Source organism: Blastococcus litoris (genome assembly GCF_003075095.1).
Classification (GTDB): Bacteria; Actinomycetota; Actinomycetes; order Mycobacteriales; family Geodermatophilaceae; genus Blastococcus_B; species Blastococcus_B litoris.
Genome location: NZ_QCZF01000008.1, coordinates 189,379 through 208,051, shown reverse-complemented (window position 1 = coordinate 208,051; position 18,673 = coordinate 189,379). Strand labels below are relative to the sequence as shown.

At 72.8% G+C, this 18,673-nt stretch carries 12 protein-coding genes; 5 read left to right on the top strand and 7 right to left on the bottom strand.

Translation table 11 applies throughout. From position 1 onward, the window contains the following. Positions 1-41 precede the first annotated feature (41 nt). From treS to DCS98_RS17720, 4 genes are all read left to right on the top strand, one after another. Complete coding sequence (treS, locus tag DCS98_RS17740; protein WP_116452707.1) at positions 42-1,886, top strand: maltose alpha-D-glucosyltransferase; 1,845 nt, start codon at positions 42-44, stop codon at positions 1,884-1,886. Next, complete coding sequence (locus tag DCS98_RS17735) at positions 1,883-3,253, top strand: maltokinase N-terminal cap-like domain-containing protein (protein ID WP_116452706.1); 1,371 nt, start codon at positions 1,883-1,885, stop codon at positions 3,251-3,253. Before treS ends, DCS98_RS17735 begins: the two co-directional genes overlap by 4 nt. 28 nt (positions 3,254-3,281) lie before the next feature. Next, a complete protein-coding gene (gene glgB / locus DCS98_RS17725; protein WP_206340319.1) occupies positions 3,282-6,050 on the top strand; it encodes a 1,4-alpha-glucan branching protein GlgB in 2,769 nt (922 codons plus the stop codon). Positions 6,051-6,180: 130 nt separating this feature from the next. Further along, complete coding sequence (locus tag DCS98_RS17720; protein WP_116452704.1) at positions 6,181-7,566, top strand: neutral zinc metallopeptidase; 1,386 nt, start codon at positions 6,181-6,183, stop codon at positions 7,564-7,566. Positions 7,567-7,797: 231 nt separating this feature from the next. Here the strand turns inward: DCS98_RS17720 and DCS98_RS17715 are convergent, their stop codons facing one another. The 4 genes from DCS98_RS17715 to DCS98_RS17700 all read right to left on the bottom strand — a co-directional run bounded on the left by DCS98_RS17715 (position 7,798) and on the right by DCS98_RS17700 (position 13,966). Further along, positions 7,798-8,763, bottom strand: a complete 966-nt coding sequence (locus DCS98_RS17715; RefSeq protein ID WP_116452703.1) for a tetratricopeptide repeat protein — start codon at positions 8,761-8,763, stop codon at positions 7,798-7,800. A gap of 130 nt (positions 8,764-8,893) precedes the next feature. Beyond that, positions 8,894-11,665: a penicillin acylase family protein gene (locus DCS98_RS17710; protein WP_116452702.1), complete on the bottom strand. Its 2,772-nt coding sequence runs from the start codon at positions 11,663-11,665 to the stop codon at positions 8,894-8,896. Between the two features lie 89 nt (positions 11,666-11,754). Then, complete coding sequence (locus DCS98_RS17705) at positions 11,755-13,434, bottom strand: coenzyme B12-dependent isobutyryl-CoA mutase large subunit (RefSeq protein ID WP_116452701.1); 1,680 nt, start codon at positions 13,432-13,434, stop codon at positions 11,755-11,757. A gap of 22 nt (positions 13,435-13,456) precedes the next feature. Then, the gene (locus DCS98_RS17700; RefSeq protein WP_116452700.1) at positions 13,457-13,966 is read right to left on the bottom strand and encodes a MarR family winged helix-turn-helix transcriptional regulator; all 510 of its coding nucleotides are present in this window, start codon (positions 13,964-13,966) and stop codon (positions 13,457-13,459) included. Between the two features lie 403 nt (positions 13,967-14,369). Between DCS98_RS17700 and DCS98_RS24030 the strand changes: the two genes are divergently transcribed. Beyond that, positions 14,370-14,906: a C40 family peptidase gene (locus DCS98_RS24030; protein ID WP_338070215.1), complete on the top strand. Its 537-nt coding sequence runs from the start codon at positions 14,370-14,372 to the stop codon at positions 14,904-14,906. A gap of 21 nt (positions 14,907-14,927) precedes the next feature. Here the strand turns inward: DCS98_RS24030 and DCS98_RS17690 are convergent, their stop codons facing one another. The 3 genes from DCS98_RS17690 to DCS98_RS17680 form a co-directional block, all read right to left on the bottom strand. Then, positions 14,928-16,397 carry a phytoene desaturase family protein gene (locus tag DCS98_RS17690; RefSeq protein ID WP_116452698.1) on the bottom strand — a complete coding sequence of 490 codons (1,470 nt, stop codon included), beginning with the start codon at positions 16,395-16,397 and terminating at the stop codon, positions 14,928-14,930. A gap of 37 nt (positions 16,398-16,434) precedes the next feature. Next, a complete protein-coding gene (gene meaB / locus DCS98_RS17685; RefSeq protein ID WP_241038279.1) occupies positions 16,435-17,370 on the bottom strand; it encodes a methylmalonyl Co-A mutase-associated GTPase MeaB in 936 nt (311 codons plus the stop codon). An 83-nt stretch (positions 17,371-17,453) separates the two neighbouring features. Beyond that, positions 17,454-18,644 (bottom strand): acetyl-CoA C-acetyltransferase, encoded by a 1,191-nt coding sequence (locus DCS98_RS17680; protein ID WP_116452696.1) that lies wholly within the window; start codon positions 18,642-18,644, stop codon positions 17,454-17,456. Positions 18,645-18,673 lie beyond the last annotated feature (29 nt).

Sequence of the window (18,673 nt, the reverse complement as noted above, 5' to 3'; positions counted from 1 at the left end):
CCCCTGACCGCCCGCGAACCGAACGAGGTCTGCTCGAAGCGATGACCGTTCCCGTCCCCGACTTCCCCGACTCCCGATCCGCGCTCCCCCCGCCCGGGACGGACCCCGAGTGGTTCAAGCGCGCCGTCTTCTACGAGGTCCTGGTGCGGGGCTTCGCCGACAGCAACGCCGACGGCGTCGGCGACATCCGCGGCATGATCGACAAGCTGGACTACCTGCAGTGGCTCGGCGTCGACTGCCTCTGGCTGCCGCCGTTCTTCGCCTCCCCGCTGCGCGACGGCGGCTACGACGTCAGCGACTACACCGCCGTCCTGCCGGAGTTCGGGGACATCGAGGACTTCCGGGAGTTCCTCACCGAGGCCCACGCCCGTGGCATGCGGGTGATCATCGACTTCGTCATGAACCACACCTCGGACCAGCACCCGTGGTTCCAGGCCAGTCGCAGCGACCCGGACGGGCCCTACGGCGACTTCTACGTGTGGTCCGACGACGACACGAAGTACGCCGACGCGCGGATCATCTTCGTCGACACCGAGAGCTCGAACTGGACGTTCGACCCGGTGCGCAAGCAGTACTTCTGGCACCGCTTCTTCTCCCACCAGCCGGACCTCAACTTCGAGAACCCGCGCGTGCAGGAGGCGATCATCGACGCCCTGCGCTTCTGGCTGGACCTCGGCATCGACGGTTTCCGCCTCGACGCGGTGCCCTACCTCTTCGAGGAGGAGGGCACCAACTGCGAGAACCTCCCGAAGACCCACGAGTTCCTCAAGCAGGTGCGCAAGGTCGTCGACGCCGACTACCCCGACCGCGTGCTGCTGTGCGAGGCCAACCAGTGGCCCGCTGACGTCGTCGAGTACTTCGGCGAGGACGGCGACGAGTGCCAGATGGCCTTCCACTTCCCGGTCATGCCGCGCCTGTTCATGGCCGTGCGACGGGAGCAGCGCTTCCCGATCTCGGAGATCATGGCGCAGACGCCGGAGATCCCGGACAACTGCCAGTGGGGCGTCTTCCTCCGCAACCACGACGAGCTCACCCTCGAGATGGTCACCGACGAGGAACGCGACTACATGTGGGATGAGTACGCCAAGGACCCCCGCATGAAGGCCAACATCGGCATCCGCCGCCGGCTGGCACCGCTGCTCGACAACGACGTCAACACCCTCGAGCTGTTCAACGCGCTGCTGCTGTCCCTGCCCGGCTCGCCGGTCCTCTACTACGGGGACGAGATCGGCATGGGCGACAACATCTGGCTCGGTGACCGCGACGGAGTCCGGACGCCGATGCAGTGGACCCCCGATCGCAACGGCGGGTTCTCCACCGCCGACCCGCAGCGGATGTACCTGCCGCTGAACCAGGACCCGGTCTACGGCTACCAGGTCACCAACGTCGAGTCGCAGCTGCGCAACACGACCTCGCTGCTGCACTGGATCCGGCGGATGATCCAGGTGCGCAACGAGCACCCCACCTTCGGCCTGGGCAGCTTCGAGGAGATCGGCTCCCGCAACCCCACGGTGCTGTCGTTCGTGCGGCGCTTCGGGGACGACGTCGTGCTGTGCGTGAACAACCTGTCCCGGTTCCCGCAACCGGTGGAGCTCGACCTCCGGCAGTTCGAGGGCTACCGGCCGATCGAGCTGACCGGGCGGGTGGAGTTCCCGGAGATCGGCGTCCTGCCCTACATGCTCACCCTCGCCGGGCACGGCTTCTACTGGTTCGAGCTCAGCAAGCCGGCCGCCGTCGTCACCGACGAGCACGAGGACTGGGAAACCGCGACCTCGAGCGCCGTCGCCGACTCCCTGCTCGCCGCGGGGTTGGTCAGCGCGGCCGAGGAGACCCCGGGCGACAACCTCCCCGACGACATCGCCCCCGGATCGGGAGACGACCGATGAAGGCCCTGACCGACCTGTTCCGCGAGTGGATGCCGCACCAGCGCTGGTTCGGGAGCAAGGGCCGCGAGTGGGCCGACGTCACCGAGGACGGCTTCTTCCTCGACCGCGGCAACCCCGTGGTGTCGGTGCACCGGGTCCGGGTGAGCTACACCGACGGCACGCGGGAGACCTACCTGGTCCCCCTGTCCTGGCGCGACCACCCGGCCGACGAGCTGGAGGCGGCATTCATCGGTGCGGTGGCCAACGACGGCCGGGAGACCTACGCCTACGACGCGATGCGCGACCGGGAGGCCACGACCCCGTGGCTGATCCACCTGGTCAACGCCTCCACCGTCGGGCCGATGCACTTCCACCCGGCCGGCGTCGCCTACATCCCGGAGGGCCTGCCCGGCGACATCGTCTCCGGCGAGCAGAGCAACACCTCGCTGACCTACGGCCAGGAGGCGATCCTCAAGCTGTTCCGCCGGCTCGAGCCCGGTCTCAACCCCGACGTCGAGGTGCACGCGGCGCTGCGGGAGACCGACAACGAGCACATCGCGCCGCTGCTCGGGCACATCGAGATCGACGACCCGGATCCGGGCAATCCGCCGGCGACCGTCGCGATGCTGCAGACGTTCGTGCCGAACGCCAGCGACGGGTGGCGGCTGGCCACCGCGAGCGTCCGCGACCTCTACGCCGAGGGTGACCTGCACGCCGACGAGGTCGGTGGCGACTTCGCCGCCGACAGCGAGCGGCTGGGCGCGGCGACGGCGTCGGTGCACGCGGACATGGCGCGCGTCCTGCCCAGCGAGCCGGCCGGCGAGGAGTGGTACGCCGCGACCGCCGCCCAGATGAACGAGCGGCTCGACGCGGCCATCGAGGTCGTCCCGCAGCTCGCCGAGCACGCCGACGGCCTGCGGGCGCTCTACGCCGCCGTCGCCGGGAGCCGGGAACCCGTCGTCCGCCAGCGGGTGCACGGCGACCTGCACCTCGGCCAGGTGCTGCGCACGGCCACCGGCTGGATCGTCCTGGACTTCGAAGGCGAGCCGGCCCGGTCCCTGGCCAGCCGCCGGGAGCTCGACAGCCCGCTCCGGGACGTCGCCGGCATGCTGCGCAGCTTCGACTACGCGGCCCGGCACATGCTGGTCGAGCAGCCCGACGACGCCCAGCGCGCCTACCGGGCGCAGGAGTGGGCAGCCCGCAACCGCGCGGCCTACTGCGCCGGTTACTCCGCCGCCAGCGGCCTCGACCCGTGCGGCGAGTCACCACTCCTTCGGGCGTTCGAGGCGGACAAAGCGGTTTACGAGTGCGTCTACGAGGCACGGAACCGTCCGCACTGGCTGATGATCCCGCTCAACTCCCTGTCACGACTCACCAGCGCTCAGTGACCCCAGCACCGAAGAGGACGGCGAGACGATGACGACCGACGACAGCGGCCCGGTGGCCGGCAAGGACGATCTGCAGCGTGCCGTCGAGGAACGGGTGGCAGCCGCCGAGGCCGCCGCCGGCACCGACCCCGTCGTGAACGCCGAGCCGGCCGCGAAGGCCGCCCGCACGACCGCCGCCAAGAAGGCGCCCGCCGCGAAGAAGACGGCGGCCGCCAAGACCACGGCTGCCAAGAAGACCGCCGCCGCCAAGGCACCCGCCGCGAAGAAGACGACGGCGAAGCGGACGCCGGCGGCGAAGAAGGCGGCCGCGCCGGCCCAGCTCGAGGAACGGCCCGACGCCGTCAACCGGCCCGACGAGGGCCCCGCCGAGGAGACGACGGCCACCCCCGTGGTCGCGCCGGCGCCCATCGCCGAGCCCGGCGACCCCACCGGCGCCCCGGCTTCCCAGCCGGAGCCGCCCAGCACCGATCCCGCAGAACCCAGCACGCCGCAGGCCCCGGACGCATCGCCGGCCGAGGACGCCGCACCGGTCCCCGCCGCGGCCGACGACGCCGGCGCGCCGGCGGGAGGCACGGGCGCCGCTGCCACGCGCCAGGTCACCGACGAGGAGCTGCGCGCGATCGTCGAGGGCTGGTCGCACGACCCGCACGGCATCCTCGGCGCGCACCGGGCCGGCGACGGCTGGGTGGTGCGGACGCTGCGTCCCGACGCCGTCTCCGTGGCCGTCGTCGACGAGGACGGCACGCGCTACGAGGCCCGGCAGCTGCACGCCGGCGGCATCCACGAGGCCGAGCTGCCGCAGCAGCCCGGCGACTACCGCATCGAGGTCGTCTACCCCGACGGCCAGGGCGGGCAGAACACGTTCACCGTCGACGACCCCTATCGCTGGATGCCGACGCTCGGCCCCATGGACGAGCACCTGATCCGCGAGGGCCGCCACGAGCGGCTCTACGAGGTGCTCGGCGCCCATGTCCGGCGCTACGACACCCCGCGCGGCACCGTCGAGGGCGTCTCCTTCGCCGTCTGGGCACCCGCGGCCACGGGCGTGAAGGTCACCGGCGACTTCGACTACTGGGAGGCGCGCGCCTACCCGATGCGCTCGCTCGGCTCCTCCGGCGTCTGGGAGATCTTCATCCCAGGCGTCCAGGTGGGCAGCCGGTACCGGTACCACGTGCTCGGGGCCGACGGCACCTGGCGCGAGAAGTCGGACCCGCTGGCGTTCGCCACCGAGGTCCCGCCGCTCAACGCCTCCGTCGTCACCGAGTCCACCTACGAGTGGGCCGACGACGCCTGGCTCACCGAGCGGGCCGGCGGGGGCTGGCACGAGCGGCCGATGAGCGTCTACGAGGTGCACGCCGGCTCCTGGCGGCAGGGGCTCTCCTACCGGCAGCTCGCCGACGAGCTCGTCGACTACGTCGTGGCCGCCGGCTTCACGCACATCGAGTTCATGCCGCTGGCCGAGCACCCGTTCGGCGGCTCGTGGGGCTACCAGGTCACCTCCTACTACGCGCCCACCGCGCGCTACGGCAGCCCGGACGACCTGCGCTACCTGATCGACCGCGCCCACCAGGCCGGCATCGGCGTCATCGTCGACTGGGTGCCCGCCCACTTCCCCAAGGACGACTGGGCGCTGGCGCGCTTCGACGGCACCCCGCTCTACGAGCACGGCGACCCGCGGCGCGGCGAGCAGCTGGACTGGGGCACCTACGTCTTCGACTTCGGCCGCTCCGAGGTGCGCAACTTCCTCGTCGCGAACGCCCTGTACTGGGCCAAGGAGTTCCACGTCGACGGCATCCGCGTGGACGCCGTCGCCTCGATGCTCTACCTCGACTACTCCCGCACCGAGTGGCTGCCCAACCAGTACGGCGGCCGGGAGAACCTGGAGGCGGTGGCGTTCCTGCAGGAGATGAACGCGACCGTCTACCGCGAGGTCCCCGGCGTGGTCACCATCGCCGAGGAGTCGACGGCGTGGCCGGGCGTCACCCGCCCCACCCACCTGGGCGGCCTGGGCTTCGGCTTCAAGTGGAACATGGGCTGGATGCACGACTCGCTCGCCTACGTGGAGCGCGAGCCGGTCTACCGCAGCTACCACCACGGCCAGCTGACGTTCTCGATGATGTACGCGTACTCGGAGAACTACGTCCTGCCGATCAGCCACGACGAGGTCGTCTACGGCAAGGGCTCGATGCTCCGGAAGATGCCCGGCGACCGCTGGCAGCAGCTGGCCAACCTGCGGGCGTACCTGGCCTACATGTGGGCCCACCCCGGCAAGCAGCTGCTGTTCATGGGCTCGGAGTTCGCGCAGGACTCCGAGTGGGCCGAGAGCCGGTCGCTGGACTGGTGGCACCTCGACGACCCGGCGCACCGCGGGATCCTGCAGCTGGTCACGGACCTGAACAGCCGCTACAAGGAGCTCGACGCCCTGTGGTCGCAGGACGTCGACCCGGCCGGCTTCCAGTGGATCGACGCGAACGACGCCAGCGGCAACGTGCTGTCCTTCCTCCGGTACGGCAAGCCGGCGAAGGAGGGCGCCGAGGCCTCCGACCCGGCCGCGGGCTCCGCGCTGGCCTGCGTCGTCAACTTCTCGGGCTCGCCGCACCACGGCTACCGGATCGGCCTGCCGCGCGGTGGCCACTGGCGCGAGGTGCTCAACACCGACGCCGAGGGCTACGGCGGCTCGGGCGTCGGCAACCTGGGCGGCGTCGAGGCCGAGGAGACGCCCTGGCACGGTCAGCCGTACTCGGCGACCGTGGCCGCTCCCCCGCTCGGCACCGTCTGGCTGCTGCACGAGAGCTGATCCACCGGCGGGTCTCCGGCGCCGTCGGCGCGCCGGAGATCCCCGTGGGGGCCGCTGACCAGGCATCCTGGTGGGGCTGCCGTTGGTCCGGGCCCGAGCCGGCCCACCTCACAGGGGGAACCAGTCGCCGATGACGCCGGTCCTGCGCCGTGTCCTGCCCGCCGCCCTCGGCGTCCTGCTGCTCACCGGCTGCGCCACCGAGGTCGTCACCGGCCAGGCCTCGCCGGGCGCCGACGAGCCGGTCGACGTCGCCGCCGACGACTTCCCGATCACCGGGGTCAGCGACGAGCCGATCGACCGGTTCGCCCGCAACGCCCTGGCCGACCTCAACACGTTCTGGGCCGACGCCTACCCCGAGTTCTTCGACGACGAGTTCGCCCCGCTCGAGGGCGGCTACTTCTCCGTCGACTCCGAGGCCGTCGACGAGGGCGCCTACCCGGAGAACGGCATCGGCTGCGACGGCTCGCCCACCTCCCCCGACGAGGTGGCCGGCAACGCGTTCTACGACCCCACCTGCGACCTCATCGCCTACGACCGGGCGCTGCTCGAGGAGCTGGCTACCGACTACGGCCGCTTCCTCGTCCCGGTCGTCATGGCGCACGAGTTCGGCCACGCCATGCAGGGGCGGTTCGGCTTCTCCGAGCGCGGCATCCAGGACGAGACCCAGGCCGACTGCCTGGCCGGCGCCTGGACGTCGTGGGTGGCCGGCGGGGCGGCCGAGCACGTCTCGATCCGGACGCCGGAGCTCGACGACGTGGTCCGCGGGTTCCTGCTGCTGCGCGACGACGTGGGCAGCGACCCCGACGACACCCAGGCGCACGGCTCCTACTTCGACCGCGTGTCGGCGTTCTACGACGGGTTCGACGGCGGTGTGGGTTCCTGCCGGGACGACTTCGGCTCCGACCGCTTGTTCACCGCAGCGGAGTTCGAGCGGCCCGAGGACTTCGCCAGTCAGGGCAACGCCCCGTTCGAGGACGCCGTCGGGTTCATCAGCGCGACGCTCCCCCTGTTCTACGGCGACGTGTTCCCCGCCGCCTTCGGCACCGACTTCGAGCCTCCGGCGATCGAGGGCTTCGACGGCACGGCACCCGACTGCGAGGGCCTCGAGGACCGCGACCTCGGGTACTGCGCCGAGGACTCCACCGTGTACGTGGACGAGACGGACCTCGCGACACCGGCCTACGACGAGATCGGGGACTTCGCCCTGACCACGGCGATCTCCCTCCCGTACTCGCTGGCCGTCCGCGACCAGGCCGGTCTCTCGACGGACGACGGGGCCGCCACCCGCTCGGCGGTCTGCCTGACCGGCTGGTACGAGGCCCAGTGGTACAACCGCCAGTTCGAGGAGTACGCCGTCATCAGCCCCGGCGACATCGACGAGGCGGTGCAGTTCCTGCTCACCTACGGCGTCGACAACCAGGTCTTCCCGAACGTCGACGCCTCCGGGTTCGAGCTGGTCGGCGCCTTCCGCACCGGCTTCCTCGAGGGCGGCGAGGCCTGCGACCTGGAGGGCTGACCGCCCGGGCGGGGCCTGGTCGGCGTGTGCGCGCGTGCCGGAACGCCGATGCCCCCGTCATGGCCCGACCGCTGAGGCACCGCCTGATGCCGGCCGTTCTGACCCCCGCGACCGCCGGCCTGAGCGGCTGACGCCACGATCGTCATCGGTCCGGCCCGTGGAACCGCCCGTCCGCGACACCACCGGCGGCGAGGTCGCCGTCCGGGGGGCGACGCCTGCCGCAACGTGTTCTCAGAAGAGGGCGGCCATCAGCTGGCGCCGCGCCGCGCCGACCCGCGGGTCCTCGTCACCGACGACCGCGAACAGCTCCACCAGGTGCACCCGGGCGCGGTCGCGGTCCTCGCCTGCCGTGCGCCGGACGACGTCGAGCAGCCGGTCGAACGCGGCCTCGATGTTGCCCGTCCCGAGGAGGAAGTCGGCCGCCCGCGTCTGCGCCTCGACGTCCTCTGGCGCAGCGTCGGCCTTCTCCAGGGCGTCGGGGCCGGCCTCGTCGGCCCGCCGGAACAGCTGCACCTGCCGCAGGGCCAGCGCGGCCTCGGGGTGGTCGGGCTCGGCGTCGAGGATCGACTGGTAGGCGGCCTCGGCGGCGGCGAGGTCACCGCGCTCGAGCGCTGCCTCGGCGGCGTCGAGCCGCGGGTCCTCCGCGACGGCCTCCTCGGCGTCGCCGCCGGGGACCGCCCCGCCGGTCGTGGCGCGCACCAGCTCGGTGACGAACTGGCGGGCCTGCTCCTCGGGGATGGCGCCGGTGAACTCCGCGACCAGCTGCCCCTGCCAGACCGCCTTCACCGCCGGGATGCCCTGCACCCGCAGGCCCTGGGCCAGCGCGGGGTTGGCGTCCACGTCGACCTTGGCGAGCACCCAGGAGCCGGCGCCCTCGGCGGCCAGTCGCTCGAGCACCGGGGAGAGCTGCTTGCAGGGCCCGCACCACTCCGCCCAGAGGTCGAGGACGACCGGCACCTGGAACGAGCGGTCGAGCACCTCGGCCTGGAACGTCGCCTCGGTGACGTCGACGACGGCCGAACCGGGCGCCCCTGCAGGCGCCTCGGCGCTCGGCGGCGGCGCCGTCGCGGCACGCGCGGCGGCCTCCGACCGGGCCTTGACGGCGGCCAGGTCGACGGCGCCGGACATGGCCGCCGCCAGCTGGGCCTGCTGGGCGGCAGCGCGGGGGTCGGGACGTCCGGGGCGGGTGGGCTGCATGTGTCCATTGTCGCCCTCCGGGCTCCGACCGCGGCCAGGGGGCGTTCCCGAGTTGCGCGGAGCCCGTCCCGGCACTCCTCGCGGGACCCTCCGGGCCCCACTCGTCTCGCCGCCGGGCGTGTCGGGGCGGTCAGCTCCGCGGCCGGTGGCGGTCGAACTCCACCACCTGCTGGAAGGTCGGCCGGTTCTGCCAGTCGATGGCCCGCACGCCCACGACACCCGTCGCCACCGAGCGGATGTCGTCGACGTGCTTGTCGTAGGTCAGCTCGTCCACCGACGAGACCCCCTGCTCGGCCAGCACGCGGTCGACCGTGGCGCGCAGCGAGGCCCGCAGGTCCTCCTGGCAGGCGGCCCGGTCGCCGCCGCCGCAGTAGGAGCGCGACCAGTCGCCGTCGCCCCGGAGCTCCTCGCCGGCCAGTTCCCGGACGACGTAGCCGTACCAGGCCACGTTGTTCCAGGAGGAGCCGAGCCCCTGGCGCGGGTGGTCGTCGAGCCGTTGCGGCAGCTCGGTGACGAGGTCACCCAGCGTCCCGCGCAGCAGCTCGTGCGCCACCGACTGCACCGAGCCGTCGTCGGCCGTCGTCTCCCACCAGGCGTCGAACAGCGCGACCGCCGCCTGGTCCTGGTAGGCGCCGTCCCGGTCGGAGTCGATGCGGTGCGCGCCCCGGCCGGCCCAGTCGCGCAGCAGGGCGACCGCCTCGGCGAGCTCCGGGTCGTCCCCGATCGCGTCGAGCAGGTGCGGCAGCGTGTAGAAGGCACGCGAGTCGACGGTGGCGGCGTCCTGGACGGCGGCGACCAGGTCGGTCGTCGTCACCCCGCCGCCCTGCGCCAGGGCGCCCACCCGGTCGGAGAGCGCGAGGCTGCGCTGCACCGGTCCCCAGCCCCAGCCGTCGTCGGCCGCGGCCCAACCGGGCGCCGGCTTGTTGTTCCACGAGACGAAGTAGCCCGACGGCGGGTTGACCTGCTGCGGGTGGTCGCCGGCGCTCAGCCAGCCCTGCCACGCGTACTCGTCACCGGCCCAGCGGGGGAGGTGCGGATCGGTCCCCTCGGCGCGGACCGGCAGCCGGCCCGACGAGAAGTACGCGATGTCGCGATCGTCGGCGTAGAACCAGTTGAACGTGTAGTCGATGGCCGCGGCGGCCCCCTGGAAGCTCGCGGCGTCCGAGGTGACCTCGGGGTTGCCGAACCGCTCGAAGCCGACGACCGAGTCCAGCTCGCGGTGGTAGGTCGTCCGCTGGGTCACGATGCCGACCGGCTCGCCGTCGACGGTGGTCCGCAGCTGCACGATGCCGTCGTCGGTGCGCAGGACCAGGAACTCCAGCACCTGCGGCGCCCCCGCGCCGCCGAGCGTCGGCGTCGCGACCTCCTCGTGCACGTGCCGGTCCATCGGCACGCAGCGGTCGCCGTCCAGCCAGCCCTCCGACTCCACCGTCGCCTCGCCGCCGTCGGGCTCGCACAGGCGGACGACGACGGTGTCGACGTTGTCGCTGTTGGCGCTGGTGGCCGACCAGGCGTAGTCCACGCCGCGGCCGAGCTGCACCACCAGGTTGGTCCCGGCGAACGAGACACCCCGCGCGTGGATGCCCGGGGCGACGACGGCCTGCTCGGTGAGCAGCTGGGGCGCGTAGTAGCCGGTCTGCGGGCCGAACACCGTCACCGGGTGCCCGTCGGCGGTGCGGTCACCGGACACCAGCGCCGCGTTGCTCATGCCGTCGGCGACCGCGGCCAGGTCGATCGTGCCGAACGGCGTGGTCACCGCCATCGGCGCGGGGTCGAGCCGGCCGGACAGCGCGCCGAGCGACGGCAGCGGCAGCTCCCCCGCGCCGGCGTCCGCACCCGTGCCCGGGGCGGTCTCGCCGTCCAGGTCGGGCAGGGCGACGCCGGGCTTCGTCGGGTCGACCGGACCGCCGCCGTACGGCGCCGCGGTGGACGACGTGGTCGGGGCGTGCTCGTCGTCGGCGGACCGCAGGTCGTCGAAGATCCGCCGTCCCTCGTCGGCCCCGAACTGCTGCTCGAGCTGCTGGAGCCAGCGGGCGTTGGCGAACTCGGCTCCGCCGCCCTTGCCGAAGATGCCGCCGACCAGCGAGGCGATGTAGACGACGTCCGCGCGGTCCCAGGGCTCGGGCACCCGCTGGAGGGCGACGTACTCGGCCGGGCACTCCGGGCCGAGCACGAGACCCGGGCACAGCTGCTGCTGCGCGGCGTTGATGCCGGCGATGAAGGCGTCGAAGGCGGCCAGCAGCCGCTGCCCCTCCTCGCCGAAGCGCTCGGCGACCTCCTCGACCTGGGCGGCCGCCTCCTCCTCGGTGTAGAACGCCGAGCGCAGCTGCTCCTGGTCCATCGCGATGTTGGCCTCGCTGGGGCCGAGGAACTCGGCGGCGCGGGCCGCGCCCACGTGCCTGAGGACGTCCATGAGGAACATCCGGTCCTGCGTCCCGGCGTACCCGGAGCCGAACGCGGCGTCCTCCCGGGTCTCGCCCTCGATGTAGGGGACGCCGTACCCGTCGCGGCGGATGACCACGCCGTCCCGCGGCCGCTCGACGCTGACCGCCTCGTCGTCGGTCAGGGTGAGCGGGGCGTCCTTGTAGTAGGCCGGGAGGTCCTCCTCGGTCAGCGCGGAGAGGTCGGCCGCGTTGAGGGCGTCGTACATCTCCAGCTGGTCGGCGAAGTTGTCCGGCGCGTTCTGCCCGTCGACCGCCGCCCGCCCGAGCGGGTCACCGAGCACCGCCCCGATCGTGCCGGGGAGGTCCATGGAGCCGCGCTGCCCGGGTGGAAGCACGTTGCGGACCGACCCGTAGTCCTCCTGCTGCGGTGCAGGGGTCGCCGCAGCCGGGGTGGCCAGGCCGGCCACGACCAGGCCGGTGACCAGCACGAGCGATGTGGGCAGGGCGGGCAGCCGCACGACGACCTCCGGGATCCGGGAGCAGTGCCGTGCGGAACGAGCGAAGTTACCGGTGAGTTACGTCACCGGGCCATGCGGAACGAGAGAGGTCAGAACCGGGCGGGCTCGGTGTAGCTCCCCCACTCCGCGCGCAGCGCGTCGCAGATCTCGCCGAGGGTCGCCTCCGCCCGGACGGCGTCGAGCATGGCCGGGACCATGTTCGCGTCGGTGCGCGACACCTCCACCATGCGCGCGACCGCGGCCCGTGCGGCGTCGTCGTCCCGCTGCCCGCGCCGGCCGGCGAGCTCAGCCTTCTGGTCGATCTCGACCTGGTGGCTGACCCGGAGGATGTCCAGCTTGTCGTGGGCCTCGACGGAGCCGGCGAGCGTGTTGACGCCGACGACCTTCTTGTCGCCCTTCTCCAGCGCCCGCTGGTAGACGAACGCCGCCTCGGCGATCTCGCCGGTGAACCAGCCGTCCTCGATGCCGCGCAGGATGCCCGAGGTCATCGTGCCGTCGCTGCCCATGTCCCTGATGCGGGCGAAGATCTCCTCCGCCTGCCGCTCGAGCTCGTCCGTGAGCGCCTCGACGTACCAGGACCCGCCCAGCGGGTCGGCCACGTTCATGACGCCGGTCTCCTCGGCGATCACCTGCTGCGTGCGCAGCGCGATCTGCGCGGCCTTGGCGCTGGGCAGCGCCAGCACCTCGTCGAGCGCGTTGGTGTGCAGGCTCTGGGTGCCGCCGAGCACCGCCGACAGCGCCTCGATCGCCGTCCGCACGATGTTGTTGTCCGGCTGCTGGGCGGTGAGGCTCACGCCCGCCGTCTGGGTGTGGAAGCGGAGCTGCTGGGCCTTCTCGCTCTTCGCCCCGTAGACGTCGCGCAGCCAGCGGGCCCAGATGCGGCGCGCGGCGCGGAACTTGGCGATCTCCTCGAAGAAGTCGATGTGCGCATCGAAGAAGAAGCTCAGCCCGGGCGCGAACTGCTCCACGTCCAGCCCGCGGGAGAGCCCGAGCTCCACGTACGCGAAGCCGTCGGCCAGCGTGTACGCCAGCTCCTGCGCGGCGGTCGAGCCGGCCTCGCGGATGTGGTAGCCGGAGACGCTGATCGGCTTGTAGGCCGGGATCTTCTCGGCGCAGTACTCCATGAGATCGCCGATCAGGCGCAGGTGCGGCTCGGGGGCGAACAGCCACTCCTTCTGCGCGATGTACTCCTTGAAGATGTCGGTCTGCAGGGTGCCGTTGAGCTTGCCGAGGTCGACGCCCTGCCGCTCGGCTGCCACCAGGTACATGCAGAACACCGGCACGGCGGGACCGCTGATCGTCATCGACGTCGTCGTCCCGTCGAGCGGGATGCCGTCGAAGAGCACGTCCATGTCGGCGGCGCTGTCGATCGCGACGCCGCAGTGGCCCACCTCGCCCAGCGCGCGGGGGTCGTCGGAGTCGCGCCCCATGAGGGTCGGCATGTCGAAGGCGACGGAGAGGCCCCCACCGCCCTCGGCCAGGATCATCCGGTAGCGCTCGTTGGTCTGCCGGGCGTTGCCGAAGCCGGCGAACTGGCGGATCGTCCACGCCCGCCCGCGGTAGCCGGTGGCGTGCAACCCCCGGGTGAACGGGAACTCCCCCGGATAGCCGATCCGCGCGAAGTCCTCGACGGCCGACTCGTCAGCGGGCCCGTAGACCGGCTGGACCTCGACGCCCGACAGCGTCGTGAAGTCGGCGTCGCGCACCTTGCCCGCGGCCAGCGCCGCGTCGTACCGCTGCTGCCACCGCTGCCCGGCGTCGGTTCCCATGACCAGATAGTAGGACGTCCAACTATCCGGCGTCGACGTCTCCGGCGCCGAGCCGCACCCGGCGGAGGACGTCGAAGAGCGTCTCGCGGTCCGCTTCGGAGAGATCGGCGAGGCCGAAGTCGAGATCGGTGAGCGCCTTGGTGGCCACCTCGACGACGTCCCGGCCTGCATCGGTGATCCCCGCCAGCACCCCGCGGCCGTCGTCCGGGTTGGGCCGGCGCCGCACGTACCCCGCCGCGACCAGCCGGTCGATCGCGTTGGTGACGCTGGTCGGGTGCACCATCAGCCGGCTGCCGATCACCTTGAGCGGCAGCTCGCCGGTGCGGCTGAAGGTGAGCAGGACGAGCACCTCGTACCGGGCGAACGTCAGCGCGTGCGGCTTGAGCACCTCGTCGAACCGGGCGAGCAGGATCTGCTGGACCCGGAAGACGCTCGTCGCGGCCCGCATGGCCGACGCCGGGCCGAACCGCTGCTCCCATCTCCGACCCGCCCGCTCGATCGGGTCGAAGGGCAGCCCCAGCGGTCGCACCATGCGGCGAACGCTACCGGGCCCGTCCCTGCTCTCCGGCGGAGCGCTGTCCCTGCACCAGCCATCGCACCCGGTGAAGTGGCCGCCTCGGGGACGACGCCGGAGCAGAGGTGACCCGGTCCACAGGAGGGCCCGTATTCCCGCTGCTGGCGCGACATGTCGCCGAGTCGATGACTCGACATGACGACTCTCCGGTTGTGGTCCCCCTGACCGCTTCGTACGGTCGATGAGCCGGCCGGGTGGTCGTCGCCCGACGAGGGTGGCCCCGGCGCCGGTACCGCCGCAGTCCCGGGGCGGTGTGCCCACCAGGGCCCGCCCGGTGAGCGAGCGCGACCAGCACCCAGCCCCCAGCGCAGGTGTGCTGCGCCGTGCCCGCGGCGGGCGAAGGGAAGGAGAGCTCCCACCCGTGGGAACCACTCAGCCGACCGTGCACGCCCACCGACTCCCCTCCACCGGCCGCCGCCCGCTCCGCCGGCTCGGCGCCGGGCTGTTCACCGGGGCCGCCGCCTCGCTGACCATCGCGCTCTCGCCGGTCGTGGCCACGCCCGCCCACGCCGGGACGACGGCCGCGGCGAGCACGGACACCGCCCCGAGCCCGGCGGCCGACAAGGCGTGGCAGACGGCGAACGCGCAGACCGGCAAGGCGTACCAGTACGGCGGCGCCGGCCCGGACTCCTTCGACTGCTCGGGTCTGACGCAGTTCGCCTACGCCTCGGCCGGCATCTCGCTGCCGCACTCGAGCAGCGGCCAGTCGGAGCTGGGGACGCCCGTCGACCGGGCGAACCTGGCTCCCGGCGACCTCGTGTTCTTCTACAGCCCGGTGAGCCACGTCGGCATCTACGTCGGCAACGGCCAGATGGTCCACGCCGCGAACGAATCCACCGGCGTCGAGGTCACCAGCGTCGACATGGAGGGCTACAACTTCGCCCGCCGCATCGCCTGATCCGGTTCCCCGCCGCCCCGCTCAGCGCAGAGCGGGGCGCAGCGGCGGGACCTCCCGCACGCCGAACACCTCGCGCAGCGCCACCCGGGCGGCGTTGTCACCGCACTGGCCGTGGACCGCGGGGCCCGGCGGCGTCGCCGCGGAGGCGAGGTACACGCCCGTCACCGGCGTCTTGTAGGTGTTCCAGCGCGGCACCGGGCGGGCCAGCATCTGCCGCAGCGTCGCCTGGCCGTTGGAGATGTCCCCTCCGACGTAGCTCGGGTTCCACTGCTCCATCGCCACGGCGTTCTTCGTGCACCGCTCCACCACCGTGTCCCGGAAGCCCGGCGCGAACCGCTCGACCTGCTTCTCGATGGCCTCGGTCATGTCGACGTCGGCGCCGTGCGGCACGTGCACGTAGGCCCAGAAGATGTGCCCACCCTCGGGCGCCCGCGTGGGGTCGGGCACGGTCGGCTGGACGGCGAGCACGTAGGGCTTGTCGGTCACGCGGCCCTCGTTCGGCGCCCGCTCGCCGGCGATCGTCTCGTCGAGGTTGCCCGCGATGTGGATGGTGCCCGCCCGGCGCACGTCCGGGTTGGTCCACGGCACGGGCTCGGACAGGATCCAGTCGATCTTGAACACGCCGGCGCCGTGCTTGTACCGCCGCACCCACCGCCGGTAGCCCTCGTTCACCCGGTCGCCGGCCATGCCGACGAAGGCTTCCGGCGTCGTGTCGAGCAGCACCGCCGGGACGCCCTCGAACTCGCGCAGGTCGGTGACGTGGTGCCCCGTGACGACCTCGCCACCCTGCTCCTCCAGCGCGCGCACCATCGCGTCGGCCAGGTTCTGCGAGCCGCCCTCGATCAACGGCCAGCCGGCGTGGTGGGACAGCATCGCGAGCAGCATCCCGAGCGCCGAGGTCAGCGGCTGGGTCAGGTCGAGCATCCCGTGCGCCGCGGCGCCGCCCAGGAGGGCGCGCGCCTCCTCGCTCTCGAAGTACCGGCGGGCCAGCCAGCGAACGTTGGGCAGCCCGTTCAGCCCGAACTGCGCGATCTGCAGCGGGCTGCGGGTGGGCAGCCGGCGCAGCCTGCTGGTCAGGAAGAAGTCGACGACGTCGGTGCCGTGCTCGACCAGCGGCCCGAACAGACGCCGGTACGCGGCGGCGTCCTGCCCCAGCCCCGCCGCGGTCTCCTCCAACGACCGGACCGAGATCGAGGCGCGCCCGCCGTCGAGCGGGTGGGCGAAGTTGATCTCCGGCTGCACCAGCCGCACCCCGCGGCTCTCCGGGGCGAACTCCCGGAAGAACGGCGCGGCGGCCGCCATCGGCTGCACGATCGAGCACACGTCGTGGACGTAGCCGGGGCGCATCAGCTCTTCGGTGCGCATCCCGCCACCCGGCCGCTCGGCCGCCTCGACGACCTGGACCCGCAGCCCTGCCGCCGACAGGCGCAGGGCGGCGGCGAGCCCGTTGGGCCCGGCTCCGACGACGACGGCGTCGGGTTTCCCGTTCACCCGCCCATCCTCGCCGCCCCGGGGGCGACGTGCCCGTTCAGAGCTGGTCGAGCAGCTCGTCGGCGGCCCGGTAGGGGTCGGTCTCCCCCGCGACCACGCGGTCGGCCAGCGCGCCCAGGGCCGCCGACCCGTGCACGTCACCCATGCGCTCGCGCAGCGACGCCAGCGCGATCGCCTCGATCTCGCGCGCCGCCCGCTCGCTGCGCCGCCGCTGCCCCTCGCCGGAGGACTCGAGCCACTCGCGGTGCGCCTCGATCTTCTCGAGCACCTGGTCGACCCCGTTGTCGGTCTCGCGGCTCGCGACGGTCTTCACGATCGGCGGCCGCCAGTGCCCGGCCTCGGAGTGCCGGCCGCCCAGCGACAGCATGTACCGGAGGTCGCGCACGGTCTGGTCGGCGCCGTCCCGGTCGGCCTTGTTGACGACGAACACGTCGGCGACCTCGAGGATCCCGGCCTTGGCCGCCTGGATGCCGTCGCCCATGCCCGGCGCGACCAGCACGAGCGTCGTGTCGGCCAGCGAGGCGATCTCCAGCTCCGACTGGCCGACCCCGACGGTCTCGACGAGGACGACGTCGCAGCCGGCGGCGTCCAGCACCCGGAGCGCCTGGGGCGTGGCCCACGACAGCCCGCCCAGGTGCCCTCGCGAGGCCATCGACCGGATGTACACCCCGCTGTCGCCGGCGTGGTCCTGCATGCGCACGCGATCGCCCAGCAGCGCGCCGCCGGAGAACGGGGAGGACGGGTCGACGGCCAGGACGCCGACGCGCTTGCCGGCGGCGCGCAGCGCCCGCACCAGCGCCGTCGTCGACGTCGACTTGCCGACACCCGGCGAGCCGGTCAGGCCCAGGACCTGGGCGCGGCCGGTGTGCGGCGCCAGCGCCGCGGCCACCTCGCGCAGCGCGGGGCTGGCGTCCTCGACCAGCGAGATCAGCCGCGCGACCGAACGGGCGTCGCCCTCACGGGCCCGCTCCACCAGGGTGGGTACGTCGGCAGCACGGCGCCCCCGCCGCCCACGAGAGGCGGTGGGGGCGTCCGTCTGGACGGCGACGCCGTCCGTCACGCCTTCGCGGGCACGTGCAGGATCAGGGCGTCGCCCTGGCCACCGCCGCCGCACAGGGCCGCGGCGCCGACGCCGCCACCGCGGCGGCGGAGCTCGAGCGCCAGGTCGAGCACGATGCGGGCACCGCTCATCCCGACCGGGTGGCCGAGGGCGATGGCGCCGCCGTTGGGGTTGACCCTCTCCGGGTCGATGCCGAGCTCGCGGGTGGAGACGATGCCGACGGCCGCGAAGGCCTCGTTGAGCTCGACGACGTCGAGGTCCTTGGGGTCGATGCCCTCGCGGGCACAGGCCTTCTGGATGGCGCGCGACGGCTGGCTCTGCAGCGTGGCGTCCGGACCGGCGACGACGCCGTGCGCGCCGATCTCGGCGAGCACCGTGCAGCCGAGCTCGGCCGCCTTCTCCGCGCTCATCACCACGACAGCGCAGGCGCCGTCGGAGATCTGCGAGGCGGTGCCGGCCGTGATGGTGCCGTCCTTGGCGAAGGCGGGCTTGAGCTTGGACAGGCTCTCGGCGGTGGTGTCGGGGCGGATGCCCTCGTCCTCCTTGAACTCGATCGGGTCGCCCTTGCGCTGCGGGATGAGGACGGGGGTCACCTCCTCGTCGAAGATGCCGTTCTTCCAGGCCCGCGCGGCCTTCTGGTGACTGGCGGCGGCGAACTCGTCCTGCTCCTCGCGGGTCAGGTCGTAGCGGCTGTTCGCCTGCTCGGTGAGCACGCCCATGGCGACCTGGTCGAAGGTGTCCGAGAGGCCGTCGTGGGCCATCGCGTCGACGAGCTTCGTGTCGCCGTACTTCGTGCCGGTGCGCGAGTTGGCCAGCAGGTGCGGCGCCTGGGTCATCGACTCCATGCCACCGGCCACGACGACGTCGAACTCGCCGGCGCGGATGAGCTGGTCGGCCAGGGCGATGGCGTCGAGGCCAGAGAGGCAGACCTTGTTCAGCGTGAACGAGGGCACCGACATCGGGATGCCACCGGCGACCGCGGCGGGACGGGCGGGGTTCTGGCCCGCGCCGGCCTGGATGACCTGACCCATGATCACGTAGTCGACCTGGTCGCCGGAGATGCCGGCCCGCTCCAGCGCCGCCTTGATGGCGACGCCGCCGAGGTCGGCCGCGGAGAAGTCCTTGAGCGAGCCGAGCAGCCGGCCCATCGGGGTGCGGGCGCCGCTGACGATGACGGAGCGGGACATTGCTGCCTCCAGTACCGGGCCGCCGCCGT

Bases quoted from the DNA above. Each gene is read 5' to 3' on its own strand.
- DCS98_RS17715 (WP_116452703.1), bottom strand. From the start codon at position 8,763: ATGCAGCCCACCCGCCCCGGACGTCCCGACCCCCGCGCTGCCGCCCAG.
- DCS98_RS17735 (WP_116452706.1), top strand. From the start codon at position 1,883: ATGAAGGCCCTGACCGACCTGTTCCGCGAGTGGATGCCGCACCAGCGC.
- DCS98_RS17680 (WP_116452696.1), bottom strand. From the start codon at position 18,644: ATGTCCCGCTCCGTCATCGTCAGCGGCGCCCGCACCCCGATGGGCCGG.
- DCS98_RS17705 (WP_116452701.1), bottom strand. From the start codon at position 13,434: ATGGGAACCGACGCCGGGCAGCGGTGGCAGCAGCGGTACGACGCGGCG.
- glgB (WP_206340319.1), top strand. From the start codon at position 3,282: ATGACGACCGACGACAGCGGCCCGGTGGCCGGCAAGGACGATCTGCAG.
- treS (WP_116452707.1), top strand. From the start codon at position 42: ATGACCGTTCCCGTCCCCGACTTCCCCGACTCCCGATCCGCGCTCCCC.
- DCS98_RS17700 (WP_116452700.1), bottom strand. From the start codon at position 13,966: ATGGTGCGACCGCTGGGGCTGCCCTTCGACCCGATCGAGCGGGCGGGT.
- DCS98_RS17720 (WP_116452704.1), top strand. From the start codon at position 6,181: ATGACGCCGGTCCTGCGCCGTGTCCTGCCCGCCGCCCTCGGCGTCCTG.